Origin of the sequence: Acinetobacter sp. PK01, assembly GCF_022819285.1 — a bacterium.
Lineage (GTDB): Bacteria > Pseudomonadota > Gammaproteobacteria > Pseudomonadales > Moraxellaceae > Acinetobacter > Acinetobacter tandoii.
Map to the genome: position 1 here is coordinate 112,938 of NZ_CP094644.1, position 20,720 is coordinate 133,657.

The 20,720-nt window shown below is 39.1% G+C and carries 18 protein-coding genes and 1 pseudogene; 13 read left to right on the forward strand and 6 right to left on the reverse strand.

Going from position 1 to position 20,720, the window contains the following annotated elements; genetic code table 11:
- Positions 1-123: 123 nt before the first annotated feature.
- The 4 genes from MP622_RS17190 to MP622_RS17205 all read right to left on the reverse strand — a co-directional run bounded on the left by MP622_RS17190 (position 124) and on the right by MP622_RS17205 (position 4,771).
- Positions 124-2,601: a heavy metal translocating P-type ATPase gene (locus MP622_RS17190; RefSeq protein ID WP_004281880.1), complete on the reverse strand. Its 2,478-nt coding sequence runs from the start codon at positions 2,599-2,601 to the stop codon at positions 124-126.
- 178 nt (positions 2,602-2,779) lie between these two features.
- A complete protein-coding gene (locus tag MP622_RS17195; RefSeq protein ID WP_004281879.1) occupies positions 2,780-2,974 on the reverse strand; it encodes a heavy-metal-associated domain-containing protein in 195 nt (64 codons plus the stop codon).
- Positions 2,975-3,444: 470 nt separating this feature from the next.
- Positions 3,445-4,326, reverse strand: coding sequence for a CopD family protein (locus MP622_RS17200; RefSeq protein WP_005100635.1), 882 nt, complete (start codon positions 4,324-4,326; stop codon positions 3,445-3,447).
- Between the two features lie 64 nt (positions 4,327-4,390).
- On the reverse strand, positions 4,391-4,771 hold the full coding sequence (locus MP622_RS17205) for a copper resistance protein CopC (protein ID WP_057061708.1): 381 nt from the start codon (positions 4,769-4,771) through the stop codon (positions 4,391-4,393).
- Positions 4,772-5,021: 250 nt separating this feature from the next.
- Here MP622_RS17205 and MP622_RS17210 point away from each other — a divergent pair.
- The 7 genes and pseudogenes from MP622_RS17210 (at position 5,022) to MP622_RS17240 (ending at position 11,849) form a co-directional block, all read left to right on the forward strand.
- A pseudogene (locus tag MP622_RS17210) lies at positions 5,022-5,743 on the forward strand (IS5 family transposase).
- 214 nt (positions 5,744-5,957) lie between these two features.
- Positions 5,958-6,200, forward strand: coding sequence for a DUF2789 family protein (locus MP622_RS17215; protein ID WP_004281876.1), 243 nt, complete (start codon positions 5,958-5,960; stop codon positions 6,198-6,200).
- Between the two features lie 604 nt (positions 6,201-6,804).
- The gene (locus tag MP622_RS17220; protein ID WP_057061707.1) at positions 6,805-7,236 is read left to right on the forward strand and encodes a hypothetical protein; all 432 of its coding nucleotides are present in this window, start codon (positions 6,805-6,807) and stop codon (positions 7,234-7,236) included.
- A 26-nt stretch (positions 7,237-7,262) separates the two neighbouring features.
- Positions 7,263-7,511 carry a DUF2933 domain-containing protein gene (locus MP622_RS17225; protein WP_004695740.1) on the forward strand — a complete coding sequence of 83 codons (249 nt, stop codon included), beginning with the start codon at positions 7,263-7,265 and terminating at the stop codon, positions 7,509-7,511.
- A gap of 20 nt (positions 7,512-7,531) precedes the next feature.
- On the forward strand, positions 7,532-8,182 hold the full coding sequence (locus MP622_RS17230; protein ID WP_119690362.1) for an isoprenylcysteine carboxylmethyltransferase family protein: 651 nt from the start codon (positions 7,532-7,534) through the stop codon (positions 8,180-8,182).
- An 11-nt stretch (positions 8,183-8,193) separates the two neighbouring features.
- A complete protein-coding gene (locus MP622_RS17235; protein ID WP_004663996.1) occupies positions 8,194-10,569 on the forward strand; it encodes a heavy metal translocating P-type ATPase in 2,376 nt (791 codons plus the stop codon).
- Positions 10,566-11,849, forward strand: a complete 1,284-nt coding sequence (locus MP622_RS17240) for an MgtC/SapB family protein (protein WP_119690361.1) — start codon at positions 10,566-10,568, stop codon at positions 11,847-11,849. Before MP622_RS17235 ends, MP622_RS17240 begins: the two co-directional genes overlap by 4 nt.
- Before the next feature lie 38 nt (positions 11,850-11,887).
- On the opposite strand, the gene MP622_RS17245 is transcribed toward MP622_RS17240, so the two are convergent.
- Together MP622_RS17245 and MP622_RS17250 are read right to left on the reverse strand one after the other, a co-directional pair.
- A complete protein-coding gene (locus MP622_RS17245; RefSeq protein WP_243793588.1) occupies positions 11,888-13,288 on the reverse strand; it encodes a heavy metal sensor histidine kinase in 1,401 nt (466 codons plus the stop codon).
- Positions 13,281-13,961: a heavy metal response regulator transcription factor gene (locus tag MP622_RS17250; RefSeq protein ID WP_004679347.1), complete on the reverse strand. Its 681-nt coding sequence runs from the start codon at positions 13,959-13,961 to the stop codon at positions 13,281-13,283. Before MP622_RS17250 ends, MP622_RS17245 begins: the two co-directional genes overlap by 8 nt.
- Positions 13,962-14,109: 148 nt before the next feature.
- Between MP622_RS17250 and MP622_RS17255 the strand changes: the two genes are divergently transcribed.
- The 6 genes from MP622_RS17255 (at position 14,110) to MP622_RS17280 (ending at position 20,716) form a co-directional block, all read left to right on the forward strand.
- On the forward strand, positions 14,110-14,406 hold the full coding sequence (locus MP622_RS17255) for a hypothetical protein (RefSeq protein WP_005021637.1): 297 nt from the start codon (positions 14,110-14,112) through the stop codon (positions 14,404-14,406).
- A gap of 89 nt (positions 14,407-14,495) precedes the next feature.
- Positions 14,496-16,445 (forward strand): multicopper oxidase domain-containing protein, encoded by a 1,950-nt coding sequence (locus MP622_RS17260; RefSeq protein ID WP_243793590.1) that lies wholly within the window; start codon positions 14,496-14,498, stop codon positions 16,443-16,445.
- Entirely contained in the window at positions 16,432-17,313 is an 882-nt protein-coding gene (locus MP622_RS17265) for a copper resistance protein B (RefSeq protein ID WP_004637557.1), read from the forward strand. The genes MP622_RS17260 and MP622_RS17265 overlap by 14 nt, the downstream gene beginning before the upstream one ends.
- Positions 17,314-17,424: 111 nt before the next feature.
- On the forward strand, positions 17,425-17,829 hold the full coding sequence (locus tag MP622_RS17270) for a hypothetical protein (RefSeq protein ID WP_006581738.1): 405 nt from the start codon (positions 17,425-17,427) through the stop codon (positions 17,827-17,829).
- Between the two features lie 80 nt (positions 17,830-17,909).
- Entirely contained in the window at positions 17,910-19,217 is a 1,308-nt protein-coding gene (locus MP622_RS17275) for a TolC family protein (protein WP_115736697.1), read from the forward strand.
- Positions 19,217-20,716 (forward strand): efflux RND transporter periplasmic adaptor subunit, encoded by a 1,500-nt coding sequence (locus MP622_RS17280; protein ID WP_058971418.1) that lies wholly within the window; start codon positions 19,217-19,219, stop codon positions 20,714-20,716. Before MP622_RS17275 ends, MP622_RS17280 begins: the two co-directional genes overlap by 1 nt.
- The last annotated feature ends 4 nt before the right edge of the window (positions 20,717-20,720 follow it).

Here is a 20,720-nt window from a genome sequence, read left to right on the forward strand (position 1 = left end):
TTAATCCCTCTCAAATAATTAGAATATCAACTGTATGATATTTAATAAAAGCCAACATGGCTTAGACTATTTCCAAATATATAAAGTAAAGCCAACAAAACTTTAAATGTATATAAAAAATGGTTAAATAATTGCAAGGGGGGCTTTAAAACGTTTTAATCGTAAAGCATTTCCTAGTACAAATATTGACGAGAGAGCCATTGCACCAGCAGCAAATACAGGAGAAAGTAGCAGTCCAAATTGCGGATAAAGTACACCTGCTGCAATAGGAATCAGAGCTGCATTGTAAACAAATGCCCAAAATAAATTTTCACGAATATTGGTTATAGTCGCTTTGCTTAAAGCGATAGCATTTGGCACTCCTTTCAGGTTGCCAGACATCAAAACCACATCAGCAGCTTCAATAGCTACGTCTGTACCTGTACCTATTGCTAAACCAATATCTGCTTCTGCAAGTGCAGGGGCATCATTAATGCCATCTCCAACATATGCGAGTTTACCATATTGATTTTTTAATTTTTTAACGGCCTCTATTTTACCTTCAGGTAAGACTTCTGCAATAACCTCATCAATACCTAGTTTTTTTGCAATCGCTTGAGCTGTATGACGGTTATCACCTGTAATCATGGCAACCTTTAAACCTAACTGATGTAACGCTTCAATTGCAGCAAATGTTGATTCTTTAATTGGATCTGCTACAGCAATAATGGCAGCAAGTTTCTGGTCAATCGCAACATAGAGAGGGGTTTTTCCTTCTTCTCCCAAACGATCCGAAAATTGAGAAAAAACATTAGGATTCAAACCTAGTTTTTCCATATATCGATCTGCACCAATATGAACCAAATGTTCAGACACCGTTGCTTCTATTCCATAGCCCGTGACTGACTTGAAATCAGCAACAGGAGACAGGATTAATTCCTTATCTATAGCGGCTTGTACAATTGCTCGAGCAATAGGATGCTCAGACTTTGATTCAACGGCTGCCATAAGTGAAAGTACGGCATTGTATTCAAACCCTTCTAAGACATGCAGATCGGTTAAAATTGGTTTCCCTTCAGTCAGGGTCCCTGTTTTATCAACAGCAACCACTTTAGTTTCTTTGAGCAGCTGCAAAGCTTCCCCTTTACGGAATAAAACACCCATTTCAGCACCACGCCCAGTTCCCACCATGATTGATGTAGGCGTTGCAAGTCCCATTGCACAAGGACATGCAATAATGAGTACCGCAACTGCATTAACTAAGCTAAACGTTAGGGCGGGCTCAGGGCCGAAGATAAACCAAGTAATAAAAGTTAAAAGAGAGAGACCCATTACTACAGGTACAAACCACATGGTAATTTTATCAACCAATGCCTGAATAGGCAGCTTGGAACCCTGTGCCTGTTCAACCATTCGGATGATTTGAGAAAGCACTGATGAACTACCAACAGAGGTGGCTTTGATATTTAAGCTGCCACTTTGGTTAATTGTTCCTCCTACCACAGTAGAGCCTATCGTTTTTTCAACGGGCATAGGCTCGCCAGTAATCATGGATTCATCAATAAAACTTTGGCCGTGAATAACTTCACCATCGACAGGGATACGCTCACCTGGTCTAATCTCTACAATCGTTCCTGTTTGAACTTCGGCAATCGGAACTTCTATCACCTGATTATTGAGCTGTATTCTGGCAACTTTAGGCTGCATTCCAACTAGATGTTGAATTGCTAAAGACGTTCGGCCTTTTGCCTTGGCTTCAAAAAATCTACCTAATAGAATTAAAGTGATAATAACCGCTGCAGCTTCATAATAAACATTGACCGTGCCTTGTGGCAGGACACTTGGAAAGAAAGTAGCAACCACTGAATAAAGATAAGCAGCCAATGTTCCTACAGCCACCAAGGAATTCATGTCTGGTGCTAAGCGGAATAAACTTGGGATGCCCTTTTTGAAGAAGCGTCGGCCTGGAAAAATTAATGCTACTGTGGTCAAGAAAAATTGCATTAACCAGCTATTTTGTTGGCCAATGTTATCCATCATAAACGTATGAAAGGCGGGAATCAGGTGTGATCCCATTTCTAAAATAAAAACGGGTAGAGTCAATAAGACTGACAAAATTAAATCTTTTTTAAGTTTTTCTAATTCAATATTTTTTTTATCTTGAAAGCTTTCCGTAGTTTGATGAACTGACTTTGCTTCAAACCCTGCTTTGGTGACAGCCTGAATTAACGAGTCACGAGTGACAGATGAGCTTGCCTGAATAGTCGCTTTTTCAGTAGCCAGATTTACATGTGCTGATTCCACACCCTCAACAGATTTTAAGGCTTTTTCTACTCGACCTACACAAGAAGCACATGACATACCCTCAATCGTAAGCTCTATTGGTTGCAGCGCTTCCACTTCGTAGCCTGCTTTTTCTACGGCTTTAATTAAAGTAGCGCGATCAAGTGGTTGATGCGCATAAATGACTGCTTTTTCGGTAGCCAGATTTACATGAGCCGATTCAACACCTTCAACAGATTTTAAAGCTTTTTCCACACGGCCTACACAAGAAGCACATGTCATCCCCTCAATCTCTAATGTTTCACTGTAGTGTGGCGTATCAGTCATTTCGGTACTCATATACGATCTCTATCATTTAGATATGCTGAGTTCTATATGCGAAGATCAGCTCGAACCAAGATTAGGGGGAATTCAGGGATTACTTTTATTTCAAGCAAGTACAGGTTTTATCTGTACGATGAGGAAAATAAGAGAGAGTAAAAGTGGTAAGGAATTCCCACTGTTACTCTAACAGAGATTAAGCAGGATCAGCTGTAAATCCACGCTCACTGAGAGTGGCAATGACTTGATCCTGACTCACCGTTGTGTTGATTTCAACAATACGGTTTTGTAAATCAATATCGAGTGAGGCATTCGAGTCGAGCTCTTTAATTGCGGTAGTAATGCCGCGTGCACAACCACCACAAGTCATATTAGCGATGTGAAATTTCATATGTTGCTCCTTTTTAACAAAACATTTGTTTAAAACATTAGAACAGTAACTCTAAACTTTCACCATACAACCAGCCTTTTTCTGAATCAGTTACTCGCTGTAACTTGGTCTGTTTACAACCTTACAGTTTTCTTCAGAGTATTCCAAAGAAGAGTGTTCTAATGACTACAGTAAAAGTACTTAACCAACATTAATGTGACTTTAAAATGACATTTTTGTCATCTACGATCACTCTGAAATTTATAAGATTAGTTATTTCAATCAATGGTAGTGAACTGAATAGATGAGACCGTTATGGGTTGAAGATAAGCTAAAAAACCAGTGACTACCTTTATGTATAATGCCTCATGATGCGATTTTACTGTTCTGATTGTCGTAAGTTGACAGTCCAGTAGAAACTTTATTGCTCAGCTACAAAAGATAAATGCAGTAATGTTAAATTTCCTCAATTCCCTTATTTTGAAATTCTCTTATTCAATACCCACGACAGTGGTTATATAGCCTGTTGTTAATAGAATTGATAGACCTAATAACATCTCAAATAAAATGGCATGACTAAGGTGTTTAGCGAATTTAGGATGTTGAAGACGCGGGGTGAAATACCATTTGTTGAAGGCAGCTAAAAGTAGAATACTTATAACAAAAAACATTTTAACCATGAAACCATAGCCATATGCAGTATTGATTAAGGTATTAAAATCTTTAATTAAAAGAAGAGCTACACTAGCGCCACAGGCGATTAATATCCCAACAATGAAAGCAGCAATACGTCCAAATACATGCATGCGATCTTTTAAAGGTAAACCACTTATTTCCCGGCTGGTTTTCCATAACGGATATAAAGACCCCATCCATAACGACATAACTAGAATATGGATTGATAATAAAATTTGAGCAAGTAAGGTTAAATTAGCGACATGTCCGAGCTGGGAAAAACTAAAAATAATCGGGATAAGTAAAATACAAAATATTGAACTTTCAATTATAGAAAACTGACCTTTGTTCCTGTTAAGTTTAACCACCATGAGAAGAAGTAAAAGAGCAAAACTAATAGAACGAAGAACGTATATATACCCCGTCGGAGTATTAACCAATATATTAATATACGTGGGGTCCACCATACCTGTAATACCAGTATTGGCAAAACTACCAATCAGAATAAAAAATCCCAAGGTACTGGAAATTAGGCCTAATCCAGCGCCAATTGTAATATATTTAAGAATCGATTCTTTTAGTTCAAGATATTGTCTAAGTAAAAAATAGCAAAAGGCTCCACCAACGACAAAAGCTACACTTAAATATAAAATAACCTTAGTTAACCAAGTGGCCCACATCCAATATTCAGAAATCATTATTTTTCTCCATTCTAGAACAACATGTCAGCACCTCACTGACATGTTGAAAGGTAATCAATTCTTATTTAGTTGATTTGATAGTGAAACTATATTCACCATTCATGTTGTGGCCATCTTTCCCCATTGTTGTCCAGACAACGGTATATTTACCTTTTTTCAGTTTCGGAAGAGCGACATCAAAGGATTTCTTTAAGTCATGAGTAACTTTATATTTTAAAGGAACATCTCTTCGCTGAGCATCCAGTAACTTAATATTCATCAACATAACCTCTGCACCAAAGTTAAGGGTCAAGTTCTTTGGTTGACTAAGGACAGATGCATTTTCCGCAGGAATCGCACTCACTAAACTCACATGAGCGAACGTAGTTGTAGTAGCCACAATCATCGTTGCAGCTACTACAACATTACGTAGAGCAGTCATTTTATTTTGAAATAATTTCATTTACGTTTCCTCTTGATTCGTTAGTTCATTAGAGATGACTTTATAAAATCTATATTTAATGAGACCACATCATCTCCTCTTATATTTCAATTATTAGTGAGAGACAGAAACAGAGCGATGACTTCAAAATTACATTTTTGTCATTTTTAAAATTTAAAATCTTTAACTATTAGGGTGTGTTGACACTTTTAGCTTAAAAAAATAGCGAAGTAGTAAAATCAAATCGCCAAACCCAATTTTACTATTCGCTATGCCTCGTACCATGCTGACAGATCAACACTGGCAAAAGTTGAAAGTTATTCTGCGTAATTTATCCATTTTATTGAAGCTATTCTCTATAGAATTAGAACAGGCTGTCCGTGGCGAGATATTCCTTCTTGTTTTGGTCATTCAAACTCTATTTTCAAACGTTTTAATCGTTGGTCAAGCAGCGGTAAGTTACTTAGATTATTCAAATTACTAGCCTCATGCCCCGATATGGAGTGGATTTTTATTGATGGCTCTCATGTACGTGCTCATCAACATTCTGCCGGTATAGCGAATCAATCTATTTCTAAAAGTGTAGGAGGAAACTCCTCAAAAATACATTTGATTGTTGATGCACATGGCAATCCTATTGATTTCATGATTACCGATGGAACCACACATGATGTTAAAGTTGCACCTGATTTAATATCAACATTAGATTTAAAAGAGACAAAAGTGGTATGTGCAGATAAAGGCTATGATTCAGAACCACTGCGTGAACAGATCAGGAAAACAGGGACTAAAGCGAATATACCAAAGAAAACGAATAGCCAATCGAACAATGACCATATGGACTGGTGTTTATATAAAATCAGGCATTTAGTTGAAAATATGTTTTGTAGATTAAAGCAATTTAGAGGAATAGCTACTCGATATGACAAGCTCAAAAGAAATTATCAAAGTTCTGTTGCTTTAGCCTGTATATTTTTATGGCTACCTTTATAGGGTTAATTATGAACAGTAAATGTCAACAGACCCTAAAATAATCTTATTGAAAAATAATGATCATTTAACAAACAAATTATGTAGGTGGTTGATTTATGAAATGTAGTAATCATTTTGTCTAAGAAAATAGTAGCTATTTAATTTTTTATATTTTAGTTTAAATATAAACATGTTATGTTTAATTTGATCTAATATAAATTTGTGGGCTAAGCACATGACTCAAACACGTCCAAGAATGACCAAATTATTTGAACAGCTTGGTTTAGCTTCTACTGAAGAAGCAATTGCAAAATTCATAGAGAGCCATCAGCTAGCTGGAGATGTTTTTTTAACACAAGCAATTTTTTGGACTGATGCTCAACGTCATTTTTTAGAAGAAAAACTACACTCTGATGGTGAATGGACGACAGTGATTGATCAATTAAATGAGTCTTTACATGAAAATTCAGTAAAATAATTTTCCGTTAGTATTAAGGATCTACATTCTTCCCTGCATTGAATACAACTCATTCATACAGTAGTACTGTTTTGGAGATGGAATCTCTATTATATAAGTAGTAGATTCCTTACTCTGAAATTTGGATTATAAACCCTAATATTAAAAATAATCTTCTTTACCTTCTATCTAATAAATATACCAATAAGTTTAATAATTAAATTATCCACCCTTTTTTCTATAAAAAACTATTTTGATCAACTGTATTTTTTCTTTAAAGGAATAACAGTGTAAATTACATTAAGAATGTGTCTCTAACTAGCCTTGGAGTCATCTAATCATTTCATTTTTATTTTTTTAAGCACATAAAATCATAACAACTTTAATAGTTTTAAAAGATTAATATTAAATAAAATTTTTGTCATCTCAGCATAGACTATATATTTCGAGAAGATCTCAAAATTACATTTTTGTCATTTTTAAAAATAATTAATTAATAGTGCTAAAATTTTTAAGAGAGACAGAGAATAACCAAAAATTTCATCAGTTTAGTAGTCAAATTCCTAGACTCTGTTCAGTACTAAAACATAGCTTTTACTTCCAAATTATTTAAAGGAAAAAAATTATGATGAAATTCAAAAACATTTTTTTGGGCTTATGTATCGCAGCCGCGTCATTGAATACATTTGCACAGCAATCCGATGAACACAAAGATCACCACCCTGAAAAAACAGCACCATCTGCAGTAACAATTAAGCAAACAGTTACCAGCACCACTGCTACAGATAAAATGGCTGCAATGGATCAACACATGAAGGCGATGCAAGCCATGCATGAGAAGATGATGGCTGCAAAAACCCCACAAGAACGTCAGAAACTTATGGCTGAGCACATGAAACTCATGCAAGGAGGTATGAGTATGATGAAACAGATGGGCAGCCAAAGCATGAATACAAATATGGCTGACCGTCAGCAGATGATGGAAAAACGTATGGACATGATGCAATCCATGATGCAGATGATGATGGACTGTATGCCTCCGTCAGCAACTAAATAGTTACCCATGAATTAGGGGAAAGCACCATGAATCACCAACACCAAGAAAATAATTCAGTACCTAACTTCTGGTCTACACGTTATGCCATTGGTCTAATCGTGCTGGGTGGTATCGCAGCTTATTTTCTATTAACGGAACATTTAGCCCACGTTATCGGTGCTTTGCCTTATTTATTCCTTTTAGCGTGTCCACTGATGCATATTTTTATGCATGGTGGTCATGGGCATAACCACTCGCAGCAAAAAAAATCCGATATATCTGATAACAAAAAATAGCTCTTATCAGGAGATCCATCATGAATCATGCGGAATCGGCTTATGGTTTATGGACGCTGGTTATCATTAACTCAGCAGTTTTTATCATGTTCGCTTTCAGTTTTTTTAGACCTTCCACTGCGCGCGATTGGCGTACATTTGGGGCCTTTTCGGCTTTTATCATTGCTCTATTTGTCGAAATGTATGGTTTTCCTTTAACCATTTACCTGTTATCTGGTTGGCTTCAAACTCGCTTCCCTCAACTTGACTTACTTTCTCATAATGCAGGTCACTTGTGGTCAACGCTATTAGGTGAAAAAGGTGATCCACATTTTGGCATTTTGCATATCGCCAGTTACGTTTTCTTGGGCTATGGATTTTACCTGTTATCAACGTCATGGCACGTGCTGTACAACGCGCAACGTCAGCATTCTTTAGCGATCACAGGCCCTTATGCACGTATACGTCACCCACAATACGTGGCTTTTGTGATGATCTTGCTGGGTTTTTTATTGCAATGGCCAACTTTACTGACACTGATTATGTTTCCAATCCTACTCTTAATGTACAGCCGCTTGGCAATTAAGGAAGAGGCTGAAATGAGTAAACAGTTTGGCGCTGTCTATGACAGCTATGCTCAACAGACTCCGAGATTAATTCCAAAATTCGGCCATAAAACCACTTTTCCATAAGAGAATTATTTATGTCAGATCAAAAAAATCATAACCAGGACCATATGGCACAGGCTACAACAGACGTACTGAAAGACCCAGTCTGTGGTATGACCGTCACTGAAGAATCGAAATACCATGAGGAATTTAAGGGGAAAACTTACTTTTTTTGCAGTGATAAATGTCAATCAAAGTTTCATAGCAGCCCGGTGCAATATATCGCTAAACCCGCAACGACGACTGCCGATGCACATACACAGCATCATCAGACTGTTCAACACGTTAATGCGGCAAGCACAACAGGTACGACCATCTATACATGCCCAATGCATCCAGAAATCAGGCAAGATCATCCTGGAAACTGTCCTAAATGCGGAATGACACTGGAGCCACTCATTCCTGAATTAGAGGAAGATGAGAATCCGGAGTTACGTGATTTCCGCCGACGCTTCTGGTGGACACTGCCATTGACCATCATCGTGACTTTTTTGGCGATGTTTGGTCATCAAATGAACCTGTTCAATATGGCTGTTCAGAGCTGGATTGAACTGGTGTTGTCACTCCCAATTGTACTTTGGGCAGGTTGGCCATTTTTTTCCCGGGGTTGGCAATCGGTTGTGAATCGCAGCCCGAACATGTGGACGCTGATTGGTTTGGGCACTGGAGCTGCATTTATTTATAGTGTGGTCGCAACCATTGCACCGCAAATCTTCCCAGACTCATTTATTTCCATGGGTCGTGTCGCTGTTTACTTTGAAGCTTCAGCGGTCATCATTTCATTGACCCTACTGGGACAAATATTGGAGTTAAAAGCACGTTCGCAAACTTCTGCTGCAATTAAGTCACTCCTTGGGCTCGCTCCTAAAACAGCTCGCCGAATCCTGCCTGATGGAACTGAAGAAGATGTTCCTCTAACGCATGTCCATGTAGGAGATTTACTCAGAATTCGCCCAGGTGAAAAAGTGCCTGTGGATGGTGTAATCACTGAAGGAAGTAGTTCAGTGGATGAATCGATGCTGACAGGTGAACCTTTACCTATCACTAAACGTATCGGCGATAAAGTCATTGGAGCTACCCTGAATACCAATGGTTCATTGATCATGCGTTCAGAGAAAATTGGTTCAAGTACCATGTTATCCCAGATCGTACAGATGGTGGCGCAAGCTCAACGATCGAGAGCACCAATGCAACGTATGGCTGATCAGGTAGCAGGTTGGTTCGTCATGGCTGTAGTGACCATTGCCTTGCTTACCTTCTTTGGATGGGGACTATTCGGCCCAGAAGAATCAAGCTGGGTTTATGCATTAATCAATGCTGTGGCAGTACTCATTATTGCCTGTCCTTGTGCACTAGGCTTGGCAACTCCAATGTCTATCATGGTTGCGACGGGTCAAGGTGCTACTCATGGTGTGCTGTTCCGTGATGCAGCAGCCATTGAGAATCTACGCAAGATTGACACACTAATCATCGATAAAACAGGTACGTTAACTGAAGGACGCCCTGTATTCGATCGTGTAGTTGCCGCATCAGATTTTGACGAATCTGAAGTATTACGTTTAGCCGCCAGTCTTGATCAAGGCAGTGAACACCCGCTAGCCGAAGCGATTGTAAACGCAGCACACGAACGTGGCCTGTCTCTTGAAACACCAGATAATTTTGAATCGGGCTCAGGGATTGGTGTTCGAGGTCAAGTGGGCGATCGTCAGTTAGCTTTGGGCAACACAGCACTGATGGAGCAATTGGGTATCTCGGTACAATCTCTGATTCCGCAAGCCGAAGAGCTGCGTTCGGAAGGTGCAAGTGTGATGCATCTAGCCATCAATGGTGAATTGGCCGGTCTGCTTGCAGTATCCGATCCCATCAAAAAAAATACCCCAGAAGCACTTGCCACCCTGAAGGAAGCGGGTCTACGTATCGTGATGGCAACAGGAGATGGTCTCACCACTGCCCGTTCAGTCGCAGCACGTCTAGGCATTGATGAGGTACATGGCGAAGTCAAACCCGCAGATAAACTAGAACTGGTCAGCAAATTGCAGAAGGAAGGTCGCATCGTGGCTATGGCTGGTGATGGCATCAATGATGCACCAGCCTTGGCTAAAGCTGATGTCGGTATCGCTATGGGAACCGGGACTGATGTTGCAATGAATAGTGCCCAAGTTACGCTGGTCAAGGGAGATTTACGAGGGATTGCTGTTGCCCGTTCACTTTCGGAAGCTACTGTCGGCAACATGAAACAGAACCTCATGTTTGCTTTCCTTTACAATGCTTTGGGTATCCCTATCGCGGCTGGCGTACTATATCCATTTACCGGTTGGTTGTTGTCACCGATGATTGCCGCCTTGGCTATGAGTTTGAGTTCAGCTTCAGTCATCACGAATGCCCTTCGCCTGCGAAATAAAAAGTTATGATAGAGAGTTCTTTTCTTCCACCAGATGTATCAGGGCTGGTTGCAGCACTCGCCATCGGCCTGCTCATTGGTTTAGAACGAGGATGGCAGGATCGAGAACTGCCAGAAGGCAGCCGAGTAGCAGGTCTACGTACCTTCACATTGACAGGATTGCTCGGAGGAGTGCTCGGTCATTTACAACCAAACTTCGGAGCTTGGCCGCTAGTTGCGGCCGTATTAGGGCTTTCCTTATTACTAACAGTGTCCTATGCTCGTACCGCAAAAATTTCCGGTAATTTAAGTGCTACCACAATTATTGCGATGCTGTTGACATTAGTTCTAGGCGCATATGCATCCCATGGTAATGTTACTTTAGCATTAACTGCGGCTGTAATCGTCGCTGTGTTTTTGGATCTCAAGCCAAAATTACATAGTTGGTTACGCTTGATAGAGCATCGTGAATTAACCGCATCCCTGCAGTTGCTGGTACTTTCTGTCGTTATATTACCCTACTTACCCAATACGGGTCTGGGACCTTTTGCTGCATTAAATCCTTACCAGTTATGGTGGGCAGTGATCCTGATTGCCGGACTCTCTCTGGCAGGTCATTTTGCCATGCGGCTTACCGGTTCAGAAAGAGGCATATTCTGGACAGGTCTATTGGGTGGTTTGGCATCTTCTACAGCTGCAACTGTCGCACTGGCACGCTATACACGCCAGCACCCCGTCATGGTCAGTGCTGCTATTTCTGGAACATTGGCTGCCTGTGGCATCATGTTTTTTCGTATGGTTGTGCTGATAGGCGTCATTGAGCCAGCATTGCTAAGCACTTTTGGTGGTGCAATGATGATTGCGGGAATCCTTCTGCTGGGTATGGCATTGTGGAGACAACGCCAAATTACCAGCGCTGAAAACAACGATCGAACAATAGAAGCAATGGCTCCTTTTGATCTTGGGACAGCATTCAGCTTCGCTGCTTTCCTGGCTGTCATGGCAGTCTTGGTCCCGGCAGCAAAACAATGGTTGGGCACCAGCGGCATCTTCGTATTATCGACTATTTCTGGGCTAGCAGACGTAGATGCTATTTTAGTCTCACTTGCCCGCCTGCATAGTACTGAAGGCTTAACAACAAATGTGGCTGCTGTCGCGCTAGGGCTGGCCACACTGAGCAACATGTTAAGCAAAGCGACAATTGCATGGATGACAGGGGGGGCACAGTTTGGCCGAGCTATCATATTTGGCTACACAATTGCCATGATAGGTGCTGGCGTAGCTCTGGCTCTCAGTTTGAGCTTTATGTAAGGTCAACTCGGGTAAATAGAAGATGTTCAAAAAATGAGTTAAAATGATTCCCCTTGCATGGATTCACTTTGAAAAACAATGGTAAAAATGATTCGACCATTGAGGGATTCAGCCTGGATGGTCGCCCCAAGCATATCAAGAATAGATTTTGTTATGGCAAGCCCTAAGCCGGTTCCTTCTTCTGTTCTTTGTCTAGACGCATCTGTTCGATAAAAACGATCAAATAATCTGGATAGTTGTTCAGGAGAGAGTTCAGGGCCTTCATTTTCAATTGAAAATATTGTGTTATCTAAATTCTGTTGAAGTTTTATCTGTATTGTAGAATTCTTGTTTCCATATTTAACTGCATTAGACAATAGGTTGCTGAGTGCGCGACGTAACATAGCAGGATCACCTTTTACATTGCCAGATCCTGTTTGTTGAAGTGTCATATTTTTTTCGGCAGCTAGAGCGTCATAGAAATCAAATAAAGCGGTAACTTCTTTAATGAGGTCAATATTCTGTAAGTTCTGTAAATTTAAGCCATGTTCTGCTTTTGCCAAGAAAAGCATATCGGACACCATTCGAGCCAAACGTTCAAATTCTTCTAAATTAGAAAATAGTATTTCTTGATAAGTAGCAATATCTCGGTTACGGGCGAGACATACTTGAGTTTGGGTCATTAAATTATTAATCGGTGTTCTAATTTCATGTGCTAAATCAGATGAAAAATCGGAAAGTTTTTCTAAAGCTGACTCTAGTCTGTCCAGCATAGCATTGAAGGCGATTGCCAATGATTTTAGTTCGGTTGGTGTATGCTCAACTTCTAAACGTTCTGAAAGATGTTGAGCAGAAATTCCTTCTGCGACCTTAGCCATTTTTTGCACTGGTCTTAAACCTCTCCAGGTTGCAAACCAACCTAAAAACATTAAACAAATTGTACCAGCCAAACCAATATACAAAAGTTGACGCTTAAAATCTTTTAGAAAATGTAGATGTTCTGATGTATCGATCCCAACAATAATTCGTACAGATTGTATTTCAGAATTTCTATTTATACCTGTAGTGTAGATCATGCCACGATAGGTCTTATTTTGAACTTGCCATTTAATCCATGAATTATTTGCTGACTTGATTAAATTTTGAGTATTAATGATTGAGGATGCTGAACTAAATAAAACTTTACCTGTCGGTCGTTCTATTTGGACCATAAGATCATGGTGTCCAACTAACGCATCTCTTAAATAAAGATCAAGTTCTGGAGAATTTTTAGGATGCTGTTGGAGAAGATTCTGAATAAGCTGGATTTTACCTTCTAATTGGGTACGATCTTGCGTTTCAAAATGATGCATCACTAATTTATGGATGAAAAACCCCATCATAATGAGAATGCATATAGTCGATAATGAGAAAATAATACCAATACGAAAACTGATAGATTTGAATAATTTATTATTCATCTTCTACCTCTAATACATACCCCATTCCTCGAATATTCTGAATTAACTTAGGGGTAAAATTACTATCTACTTTATTTCTTAATCGTTTAATAGCGACTTCAACTACATTTGTATCACTATCAAAGTTCATATCCCAAATTTGAGATGCAATAAGTGCTCTTGGTAGAATTTCACCTCTTCTACGCATAAAAAGCTCCATAAGCGCAAATTCTTTAGCCGTCAGATCAATGCGTTGACCTGCTCGTGTTACCCGACGTTTTCTCAAATCAAGTTCTAAATCAGCAATCTTAATAATATTATTATCTTCTCTTTGTTGCCCTCGTCTAAGGAGCGTTTTTATTCGAGCTAGAAGCTCTGCAAAAGCAAAAGGCTTAACTAAATAATCATCAGCGCCTAGCTCTAATCCTTTTACTCGATCTTCGATTTGATCTCGGGCGGTAAGAAAAAGAATGGGCATTGTTTTACCGCTGCTACGAATATCATTGATAATATTCCAACCATTTAGTCCAGGTAACATCACGTCTAAAATAATTAAGTCATACTCTTCAGAAAGAGCTTGATGTTTACCCGTTAACCCATCTGTAACCCAGTCCGTAATATAGCCAGCTTCGGATAAACCTTGCTTGAGATAATCACCAGTTTTTTGTTCATCTTCAACTAATAGTATTCTCATTTCCGAATCCTAAGTCATTCATTAAAACTATAATAACGTTATAAAACATCTGATCGAGATAGATTACAAAAATGTCATTTTCAAGTCACTTAGATGTTCAGTGCTTCACTTTATTGTAGTAGCAAGAAATTAACTTTTAGAGAAACTTATGAAAACTGTAGTGCGTCGTAGTCTAACAATTTTAATGTGTGCTGGAACTTTAATTGCTGGTACTCAATCTTGGGCAAAAGATGTATCAACCTCAAGTGCCACTAAAACGGTAAAAGCACAGGAACCTTGTACAAAACCTTGTAAAATGGAAAAAGATGACAAGACTCAGCAAGATCATAGTCAACATCAGTCTCCTAACTCATCTGACATGTCAAAAATGGATCATGCTATGATGAATATGGACCATTCTAAAATGGATCATTCAAAGATGAATATGCCTAGTAGCAATAAATAATTTTATAAATAGCGAGAAAGAAGTATTAAAGTTTATACTAAATATTTGCTTTATTACTTCAATCTTGACCTTTCTAAAGGTGAGATAGAATGTCAAATAAGTTAAGTCATGTACTCTTAATTGGAGTTGGTTTATTTTCATCAACTTGGGTAATGGCGGCAGTTAAAGAATATGATTTAACAATCGCTGAACAAACTGTAAATATCACAGGAAAACCAGTTGAGAGAATTACTGTAAATGGTAAATTCGTTGCACCACTTCTTGAATTTGAAGAAGGTGATGAGGCCGTTATCCGTGTTCACAATAAGTTAAAAAATCAGGACTCTTCAATCCATTGGCATGGCTTATTATTACCTGGAATTATGGATGGTGTACCTGGATTTAACAAATTTAATGGCATTGCCCCTAATAAAACTTATGAATATAAGTTTAAAGTCCGCCAAAATGGTACTTATTGGTATCATTCACATAGTAAAGGACAAGAACAAGACGGTTTATATGGTGCTTTTGTTATTTATCCTAAAGATAAAACTCCACTAACAGCTGCTGAAAAAACCGATAGAGATTATGTGGTTTTGCTTTCTGATTTTCATAATTCGACAAGTGATCAAATCACAAAGAATCTTAAAAAAGAAGCAGATTACTATCAGAACCGCCGCGAAACAGTATTCGATGTATTAAAACAAGTTAAACGTGATGGGCTAAAAGCGACTTGGCAAGACCGTTCTATGTGGAATCAGATGCGAATGCTGAAAACAGATATGTCCGATGTGACTGGTTATACATTTTTAATGAATGGCAAAACACCTCAGCAAAACTGGACCGGTAACTTCAAAGCTGGTGAAAAAGTTCGCCTTCGTTTTATTAATGCTTCCGCTATGTCATTCTTTGATGTACGCATTCCAAACCTAAAAATGACTGTAGTCAGTGCTGATGGTCAACCTGTAAAGCCCGTTCCTGTAGATGAGTTCCGAATAGGTACTGCTGAAACCTATGATGTCATTGTGGAACCAAAACAAGCACATTACCAAATTGAAGCTGAATCTATTGATCGTACCGGTTTTTCAGTGGGAACATTACATGAAGAAAGCAGCCCAGCAGTCAAACAAATTGAGATGCCTAAATCTCGCCCTCGTGCTTTATTAACTATGGAAGATATGGGGATGAGCCATGACATGTCATCTATGAAAGATATGAATCACGATATGTCTTCTATGAAAGGTATGGATCATGATATGTCTTCTATGAAAGGCATGAATCACGATATGTCTTCTATGAAAGGTATGGATCATGATATGTCTTCTATGAAAGGCATGAATCATGATATGTCTTCTATGAAAGGTATGGATCATGATATGTCTTCTATGAAAGGCATGAATCACGATATGTCTTCTATGAAAGGTATGGATCATGATATGTCTTCTATGAAAGGTATGGATCATGATATGCCGATGAATAGCGCTACTGTCAAGGCGGCTTCAGACAAGAATGATAATACCGTATTTGGATGGGCAAATGCTTCAACACCTGAAGGTAATAAAGCATTGCAATATAGTGATTTGCAATCGTTAGATCCTCAAAAAGACACTCGTGCCCCTGAACGTGAAATGGAAATCCGTCTTGGTGGGAATATGGAGCGCTACATTTGGACAATTAATGGTAAGAAGTTTAATGAAACAGAACCATTCAAAGTGAAATATGGGGAACGTATACGCTTGAAATTTGTGAATGACAGTATGATGGCTCACCCAATGCACTTGCACGGTATGTTTATGCAGCTTGAAAATGGTCAAGATCCAAGTAATATGCCAAATAAACACACGATCATTGTGCCACCAGGGAAAACAGTTACAACTTTACTTACTGCTGATGAATTAGGTGAATGGGCTATCCACTGCCATTTGTTATATCACATGGCAGCTGGAATGATGAACAAACTCATTGTGGCAAATGTAGATAGCAATGATGTTGATTCAAAAAGTATCGTTGCCCAACCCCATGCAAATGATAAGGGAGTGAATCAACATGCAAACCACTAAAAAACTTTTTTCAAAAACACTTTTATCAGTTGCTTTAATTGGTTTAGCAGGTATGGCATTTGCTAATGATAATTCGACTGAAAATCTAAATAAGAGTACGTCAAGTATGAATGTGCTTTTAAAAGAAGCTGGAGGATTAGGCTATGTTGAACGTAATGCTGCTCAAAATACTTCAAAAGGCAAATTAGCTCTTAGCCAAAATCATGATAAACATCTGAACGAGCATGGTGGACAGATTTACCAAACAACTAAATTTTCCAATGAGTGGGTAATTGATAACGATGGTAAGGGTAGTTTAGGTTCTAGTTTCGAAACATTGATTGGAACAGATGAGAATCGAGTATTTGTTGAAGCCAATCTGAATAAAGCAGAGAGTAATGATCCCAATTATGATGTGTCTGCACTTTATAGCCGTAATGTAGCACCATTTTGGGATGTACAAGCTGGTCTAAGATACAGCGAGGATAAAAATAACAAGAACAGCGATCGAGTCGATGGTGTTGTTGGTATATTAGGTCTTGCTCCTTATTTCTTTGAGACCAAAGCTTACCTTTATGGTGGAAAAGACAACTTCTGGGGAGCTAGTTTTGATTTCGACCGTGATTTATTACTCACTCAAAAGTTGATTACTCAGCCATATATTGAAGCAGATGTTGTGTTTAATGATAATTCTGACTTTGCATCAAAGACGGGATTGTCAGAATTGAAGACAGGTATTAAAACTCGTTATGAGATTACCAAACGTATCAGACCATTTGTTGATATAGCCTATCAATATGAGAAAGGAAAAAAATCAACTCCTTTTCAAGAAGCAACAGATTCTGAAAAGGGATGGCTATATGGTGCAGGTATTGAATTAGTTTTTTAATTTGTCTCGATATTAAAATAGCAGCCTTAAGGCTGCTATTTTAATGAATAAAATTGCTAATTTTTTCTAAATCTGTAAAACTAAAAAAGCTTAAATTTTGGTCATGACATTATGCACTGGTTAAAAACATGCCTTTCGCTGTTTTTATCATTTGCTATCCTCATCGTAGGATCGGCAGCAGTAGCTTCATCTGTACATAGTCCATGTTTAATGTCATCTCAAGATATGCAATCCATGCAAATGATGAATTCTGAAGATCATGAAAAAGCAAGTGCTATGCACATGGATTGTATGAAAGCTGAAGTACAGATTAAGAAGCAATTACATGATCCATCATGTATGTCTAAGCAAGATTGTATTATGTCATTTTCTAAAATTGCATATACATCTACAGCACTAGGTGTTTTGCAATCTATGGTTTCTTCCCCTGTGGAACAGTCTGCTTTTTCTCCATTAAATCAAAATTTCACCTCATCTGATCCTTCCAATTTATGGAAACCCCCACGCTCTAATTAATTTGATGACTAATCATCATTCATAGAGTTTTCTATGGATGTTCTGCACGTGCGCGTGTACATCATTTTAGAGCTAAAAATATGAACTTTAATAAAGAAAAGCTGTCCCTAAAATGGGGTGGATGGTCAATAACCGCAGTTTGCTTTCTCTTGAGTTATGGTCATGCTTATGCCGAACCACTAACTTTGGATACAGCCTTAAAACTTGCGGAGCAATATGCACCTACCCTTAGAGCAAATAGTGCTCGAATTGAAGGGGCTGAGAATGTAGTTTCAGCTTCTGGCATTTTACCCAACCCTAAATTATTTTTCGGTTTGGAGAATTATCCTATATCTGGTGATGCGTCATGGTCAGTCACACAAGATGGCATGACCATGCAGAAAATTGGTGTTATGCAAGATTTTCCAAACCGCGCCAAAAGACAAGCCGAGGTCGAGTTAGCAAAAGCTGAATTGGGTTCAGCTACTGCTCAAACTGAGATTCTACGTATTGAGTTACGTCAGAAAGTCGCATCTGCTTGGCTTAAACGCTTTTATCTTGAGCGTAAATTGGCGCTATATGATGAACTGTTTTCAGAAAATCGATTACTTTCTCAAATCACACAGACACAGGTCACATCCGGTCGGACAATTGTTGCTGATGCACTTGATCCAAAACAAGAAGCCACTGTATTACTTGACCGGAAGGATGATTTACTTCGTGATTTAAATAAAGCCAAACTAGAATTACATCGGTTGGTCAGTGTAGAGCAAACTGGAAATCCCTCTCAAATTGAAACCTTACCTGACCAAGCTCCATCCATCCATCTTGATACATCAAAGCTGTATCATAACTTGCATCAGCATCCTGAATTAAAAGCTTTTCAGGCTGAAAAGCTAACTGCTGAAGCAAAATTGAAACAAGCTCAGGCTTTACAAAAACCTGATTGGGGTATTGAGCTTGCATACCTGCATCGTGCCCCAGAGTTTGGCGATATGATCGGTGTACAACTGACAACTGAGCTTCCTGTATTTTCAAAAAAACGTAGTGGTCCCCTCATTCAGGCAGCCCTAGACGAGCAAAACAGGATTACTGCGGATCAAGAAGCCCAATACCGTGAACATCTCACGAAGTTAGATGACGGGCTATCCGATCTCGATGCGCTTGATCAGCAAATTAGACGTGCAATGCAAATAAGTATTCCACTCGCTAAACAAAAAGTGGGTTTACAGTTGGCAAGCTACCAAGCTGGTAAAAGCAATTTGTCTGATGTTATTACTGCCCGACAATCTCTTTTAGAACAACGTTTGCGTCTCATTGATCTCCAACAACAACAGGCTGTGACTAAAGCCCAACTTTATTTTGCCTTTGAAGAGCCGACCTTAAACCATGCTGAGGAGCAGCCATAATGTTAAGAAATAAATTGGCAATGACTGTCATGGGAGTTGCCACAATTAGTCTTGTCGTAGGTGGCGGTGCCGGATATTGGTTTGCTCATCAGGAAGAGGGTTCTCAATCGGCATCGGTAAGCCAGAAGCAGGATGCTAAAGTGCTTTATTGGTACGATCCAATGAAACCAGGACAGCATTTTGATAAGCCAGGCAAGTCTCCATTTATGGACATGCAACTGGTACCTAAATATGCAGACGAAAATACTACGATGACGGATGAAAGTCGTCCTACAGTCAAAATAGATCCAACTCTTCAACAAAATTTAGCCATCCGTTACGGCACTGTTGAACAGGCTGTAATTGGAAATGCCATGTTTACTAATGGCATATTACAAGCAAATGAACGGCAAACAGCTATTTTACAAACTAGAGCAAGTGGCTTTGTTCAGCGAGTGTATGGGCATGCTGTTGGAGATATGGTGACCGAAGGAAGCCCTATAGCTGATATTTCAATACCCGAATGGACTGGAGAGCAAACTGAATTTTTAGCTGTGCTCCGTACTGGAGATCGTTCCCTTATTCAAGCAAGCCGTCAACGTTTGCAGCTTTTAGGAATACCACAAAATGTGATTCATCAAGTTGAGCGAACTCGTCGAGTGCAATCTAATATAACTTTGCAAGCTCCCATTAGTGGATTTATTGATTCACTAGAAGTCCGCAATGGTATGGCTTTGGCTATGGGACAAACCTTGGCCACAATTAAAGGTATCAACCCGATTTGGCTAGAGGCAGCCGTTCCTGAAAAACAAATTGCTGGAATCAAACGAGGTATGAGTGTAGAAGCCAATTTTGCTGCTTTTTCTCAAAAAGTAACTGGCAAAGTTATCGACATTTTGCCTACCTTAGATACAACATCAAGAACTATTAAAGTTCGGATTGAATTACCAAATCCTAGTGGTCAACTTAAGCCAGGGATGTTTGCTTCTGTCAATATAATAAATAATCCCCAAAGCAGTTTGGTTGTACCAGAGCAAGCTGTTATACGGACAGGTACTCGGAATGTTGTCATTGTAGGGCGTGAGCAAGGGCGTTTTGAACCAGTTGTTGTACAGTTAGGGCAAAGTGATGGCAATAAAATTGCAGTCCTACAAGGGTTGAAAGCTGGTCAGAGAGTAGTGATTTCAGGACAATTTCTGATTGATTCTGAAGCAAATTTGCAAGGCGTATTGGATAAGCTCAACACTGGGCAACCAATTGCATCATCTCAAACGATTAAGAGGTCAACATATCAAGGTCTTGGTAAAGTTGAAAAAGTCACAAATCAAGATATTACCATTTCACACCAAGCTATTCCTGAGTTGGGCTGGGGTGCTATGACCATGAGCTTTAAACAGCCCGTACAACCATTTACCCGAATTCAGCAAGGTGACCAGGTCAACTTTAGTTTTACAAAAGTTGGAAATTCTTATGTCATTTCTGACATTTCAAAGATGTCTATGGCATCTTTGAAGAACTAACGGG

Excerpts from the sequence above, each read along its gene's own strand:
- MP622_RS17275 (WP_115736697.1), top strand. The coding sequence starts at position 17,910 with ATGAACTTTAATAAAGAAAAGCTGTCCCTAAAATGGGGTGGATGGTCA.
- MP622_RS17205 (WP_057061708.1), bottom strand. The coding sequence starts at position 4,771 with ATGAAATTATTTCAAAATAAAATGACTGCTCTACGTAATGTTGTAGTA.
- MP622_RS17235 (WP_004663996.1), top strand. The coding sequence starts at position 8,194 with ATGTCAGATCAAAAAAATCATAACCAGGACCATATGGCACAGGCTACA.
- MP622_RS17195 (WP_004281879.1), bottom strand. The coding sequence starts at position 2,974 with ATGAAATTTCACATCGCTAATATGACTTGTGGTGGTTGTGCACGCGGC.
- MP622_RS17225 (WP_004695740.1), top strand. The coding sequence starts at position 7,263 with ATGAATCACCAACACCAAGAAAATAATTCAGTACCTAACTTCTGGTCT.
- MP622_RS17265 (WP_004637557.1), top strand. The coding sequence starts at position 16,432 with ATGCAAACCACTAAAAAACTTTTTTCAAAAACACTTTTATCAGTTGCT.
- MP622_RS17230 (WP_119690362.1), top strand. The coding sequence starts at position 7,532 with ATGAATCATGCGGAATCGGCTTATGGTTTATGGACGCTGGTTATCATT.
- MP622_RS17255 (WP_005021637.1), top strand. The coding sequence starts at position 14,110 with ATGAAAACTGTAGTGCGTCGTAGTCTAACAATTTTAATGTGTGCTGGA.
- MP622_RS17250 (WP_004679347.1), bottom strand. The coding sequence starts at position 13,961 with ATGAGAATACTATTAGTTGAAGATGAACAAAAAACTGGTGATTATCTC.
- MP622_RS17270 (WP_006581738.1), top strand. The coding sequence starts at position 17,425 with ATGCACTGGTTAAAAACATGCCTTTCGCTGTTTTTATCATTTGCTATC.
- MP622_RS17220 (WP_057061707.1), top strand. The coding sequence starts at position 6,805 with ATGATGAAATTCAAAAACATTTTTTTGGGCTTATGTATCGCAGCCGCG.
- MP622_RS17245 (WP_243793588.1), bottom strand. The coding sequence starts at position 13,288 with ATGAATAATAAATTATTCAAATCTATCAGTTTTCGTATTGGTATTATT.
- MP622_RS17260 (WP_243793590.1), top strand. The coding sequence starts at position 14,496 with ATGTCAAATAAGTTAAGTCATGTACTCTTAATTGGAGTTGGTTTATTT.
- MP622_RS17280 (WP_058971418.1), top strand. The coding sequence starts at position 19,217 with ATGTTAAGAAATAAATTGGCAATGACTGTCATGGGAGTTGCCACAATT.
- MP622_RS17215 (WP_004281876.1), top strand. The coding sequence starts at position 5,958 with ATGACTCAAACACGTCCAAGAATGACCAAATTATTTGAACAGCTTGGT.
- MP622_RS17190 (WP_004281880.1), bottom strand. The coding sequence starts at position 2,601 with ATGAGTACCGAAATGACTGATACGCCACACTACAGTGAAACATTAGAG.
- MP622_RS17200 (WP_005100635.1), bottom strand. The coding sequence starts at position 4,326 with ATGATTTCTGAATATTGGATGTGGGCCACTTGGTTAACTAAGGTTATT.
- MP622_RS17240 (WP_119690361.1), top strand. The coding sequence starts at position 10,566 with ATGATAGAGAGTTCTTTTCTTCCACCAGATGTATCAGGGCTGGTTGCA.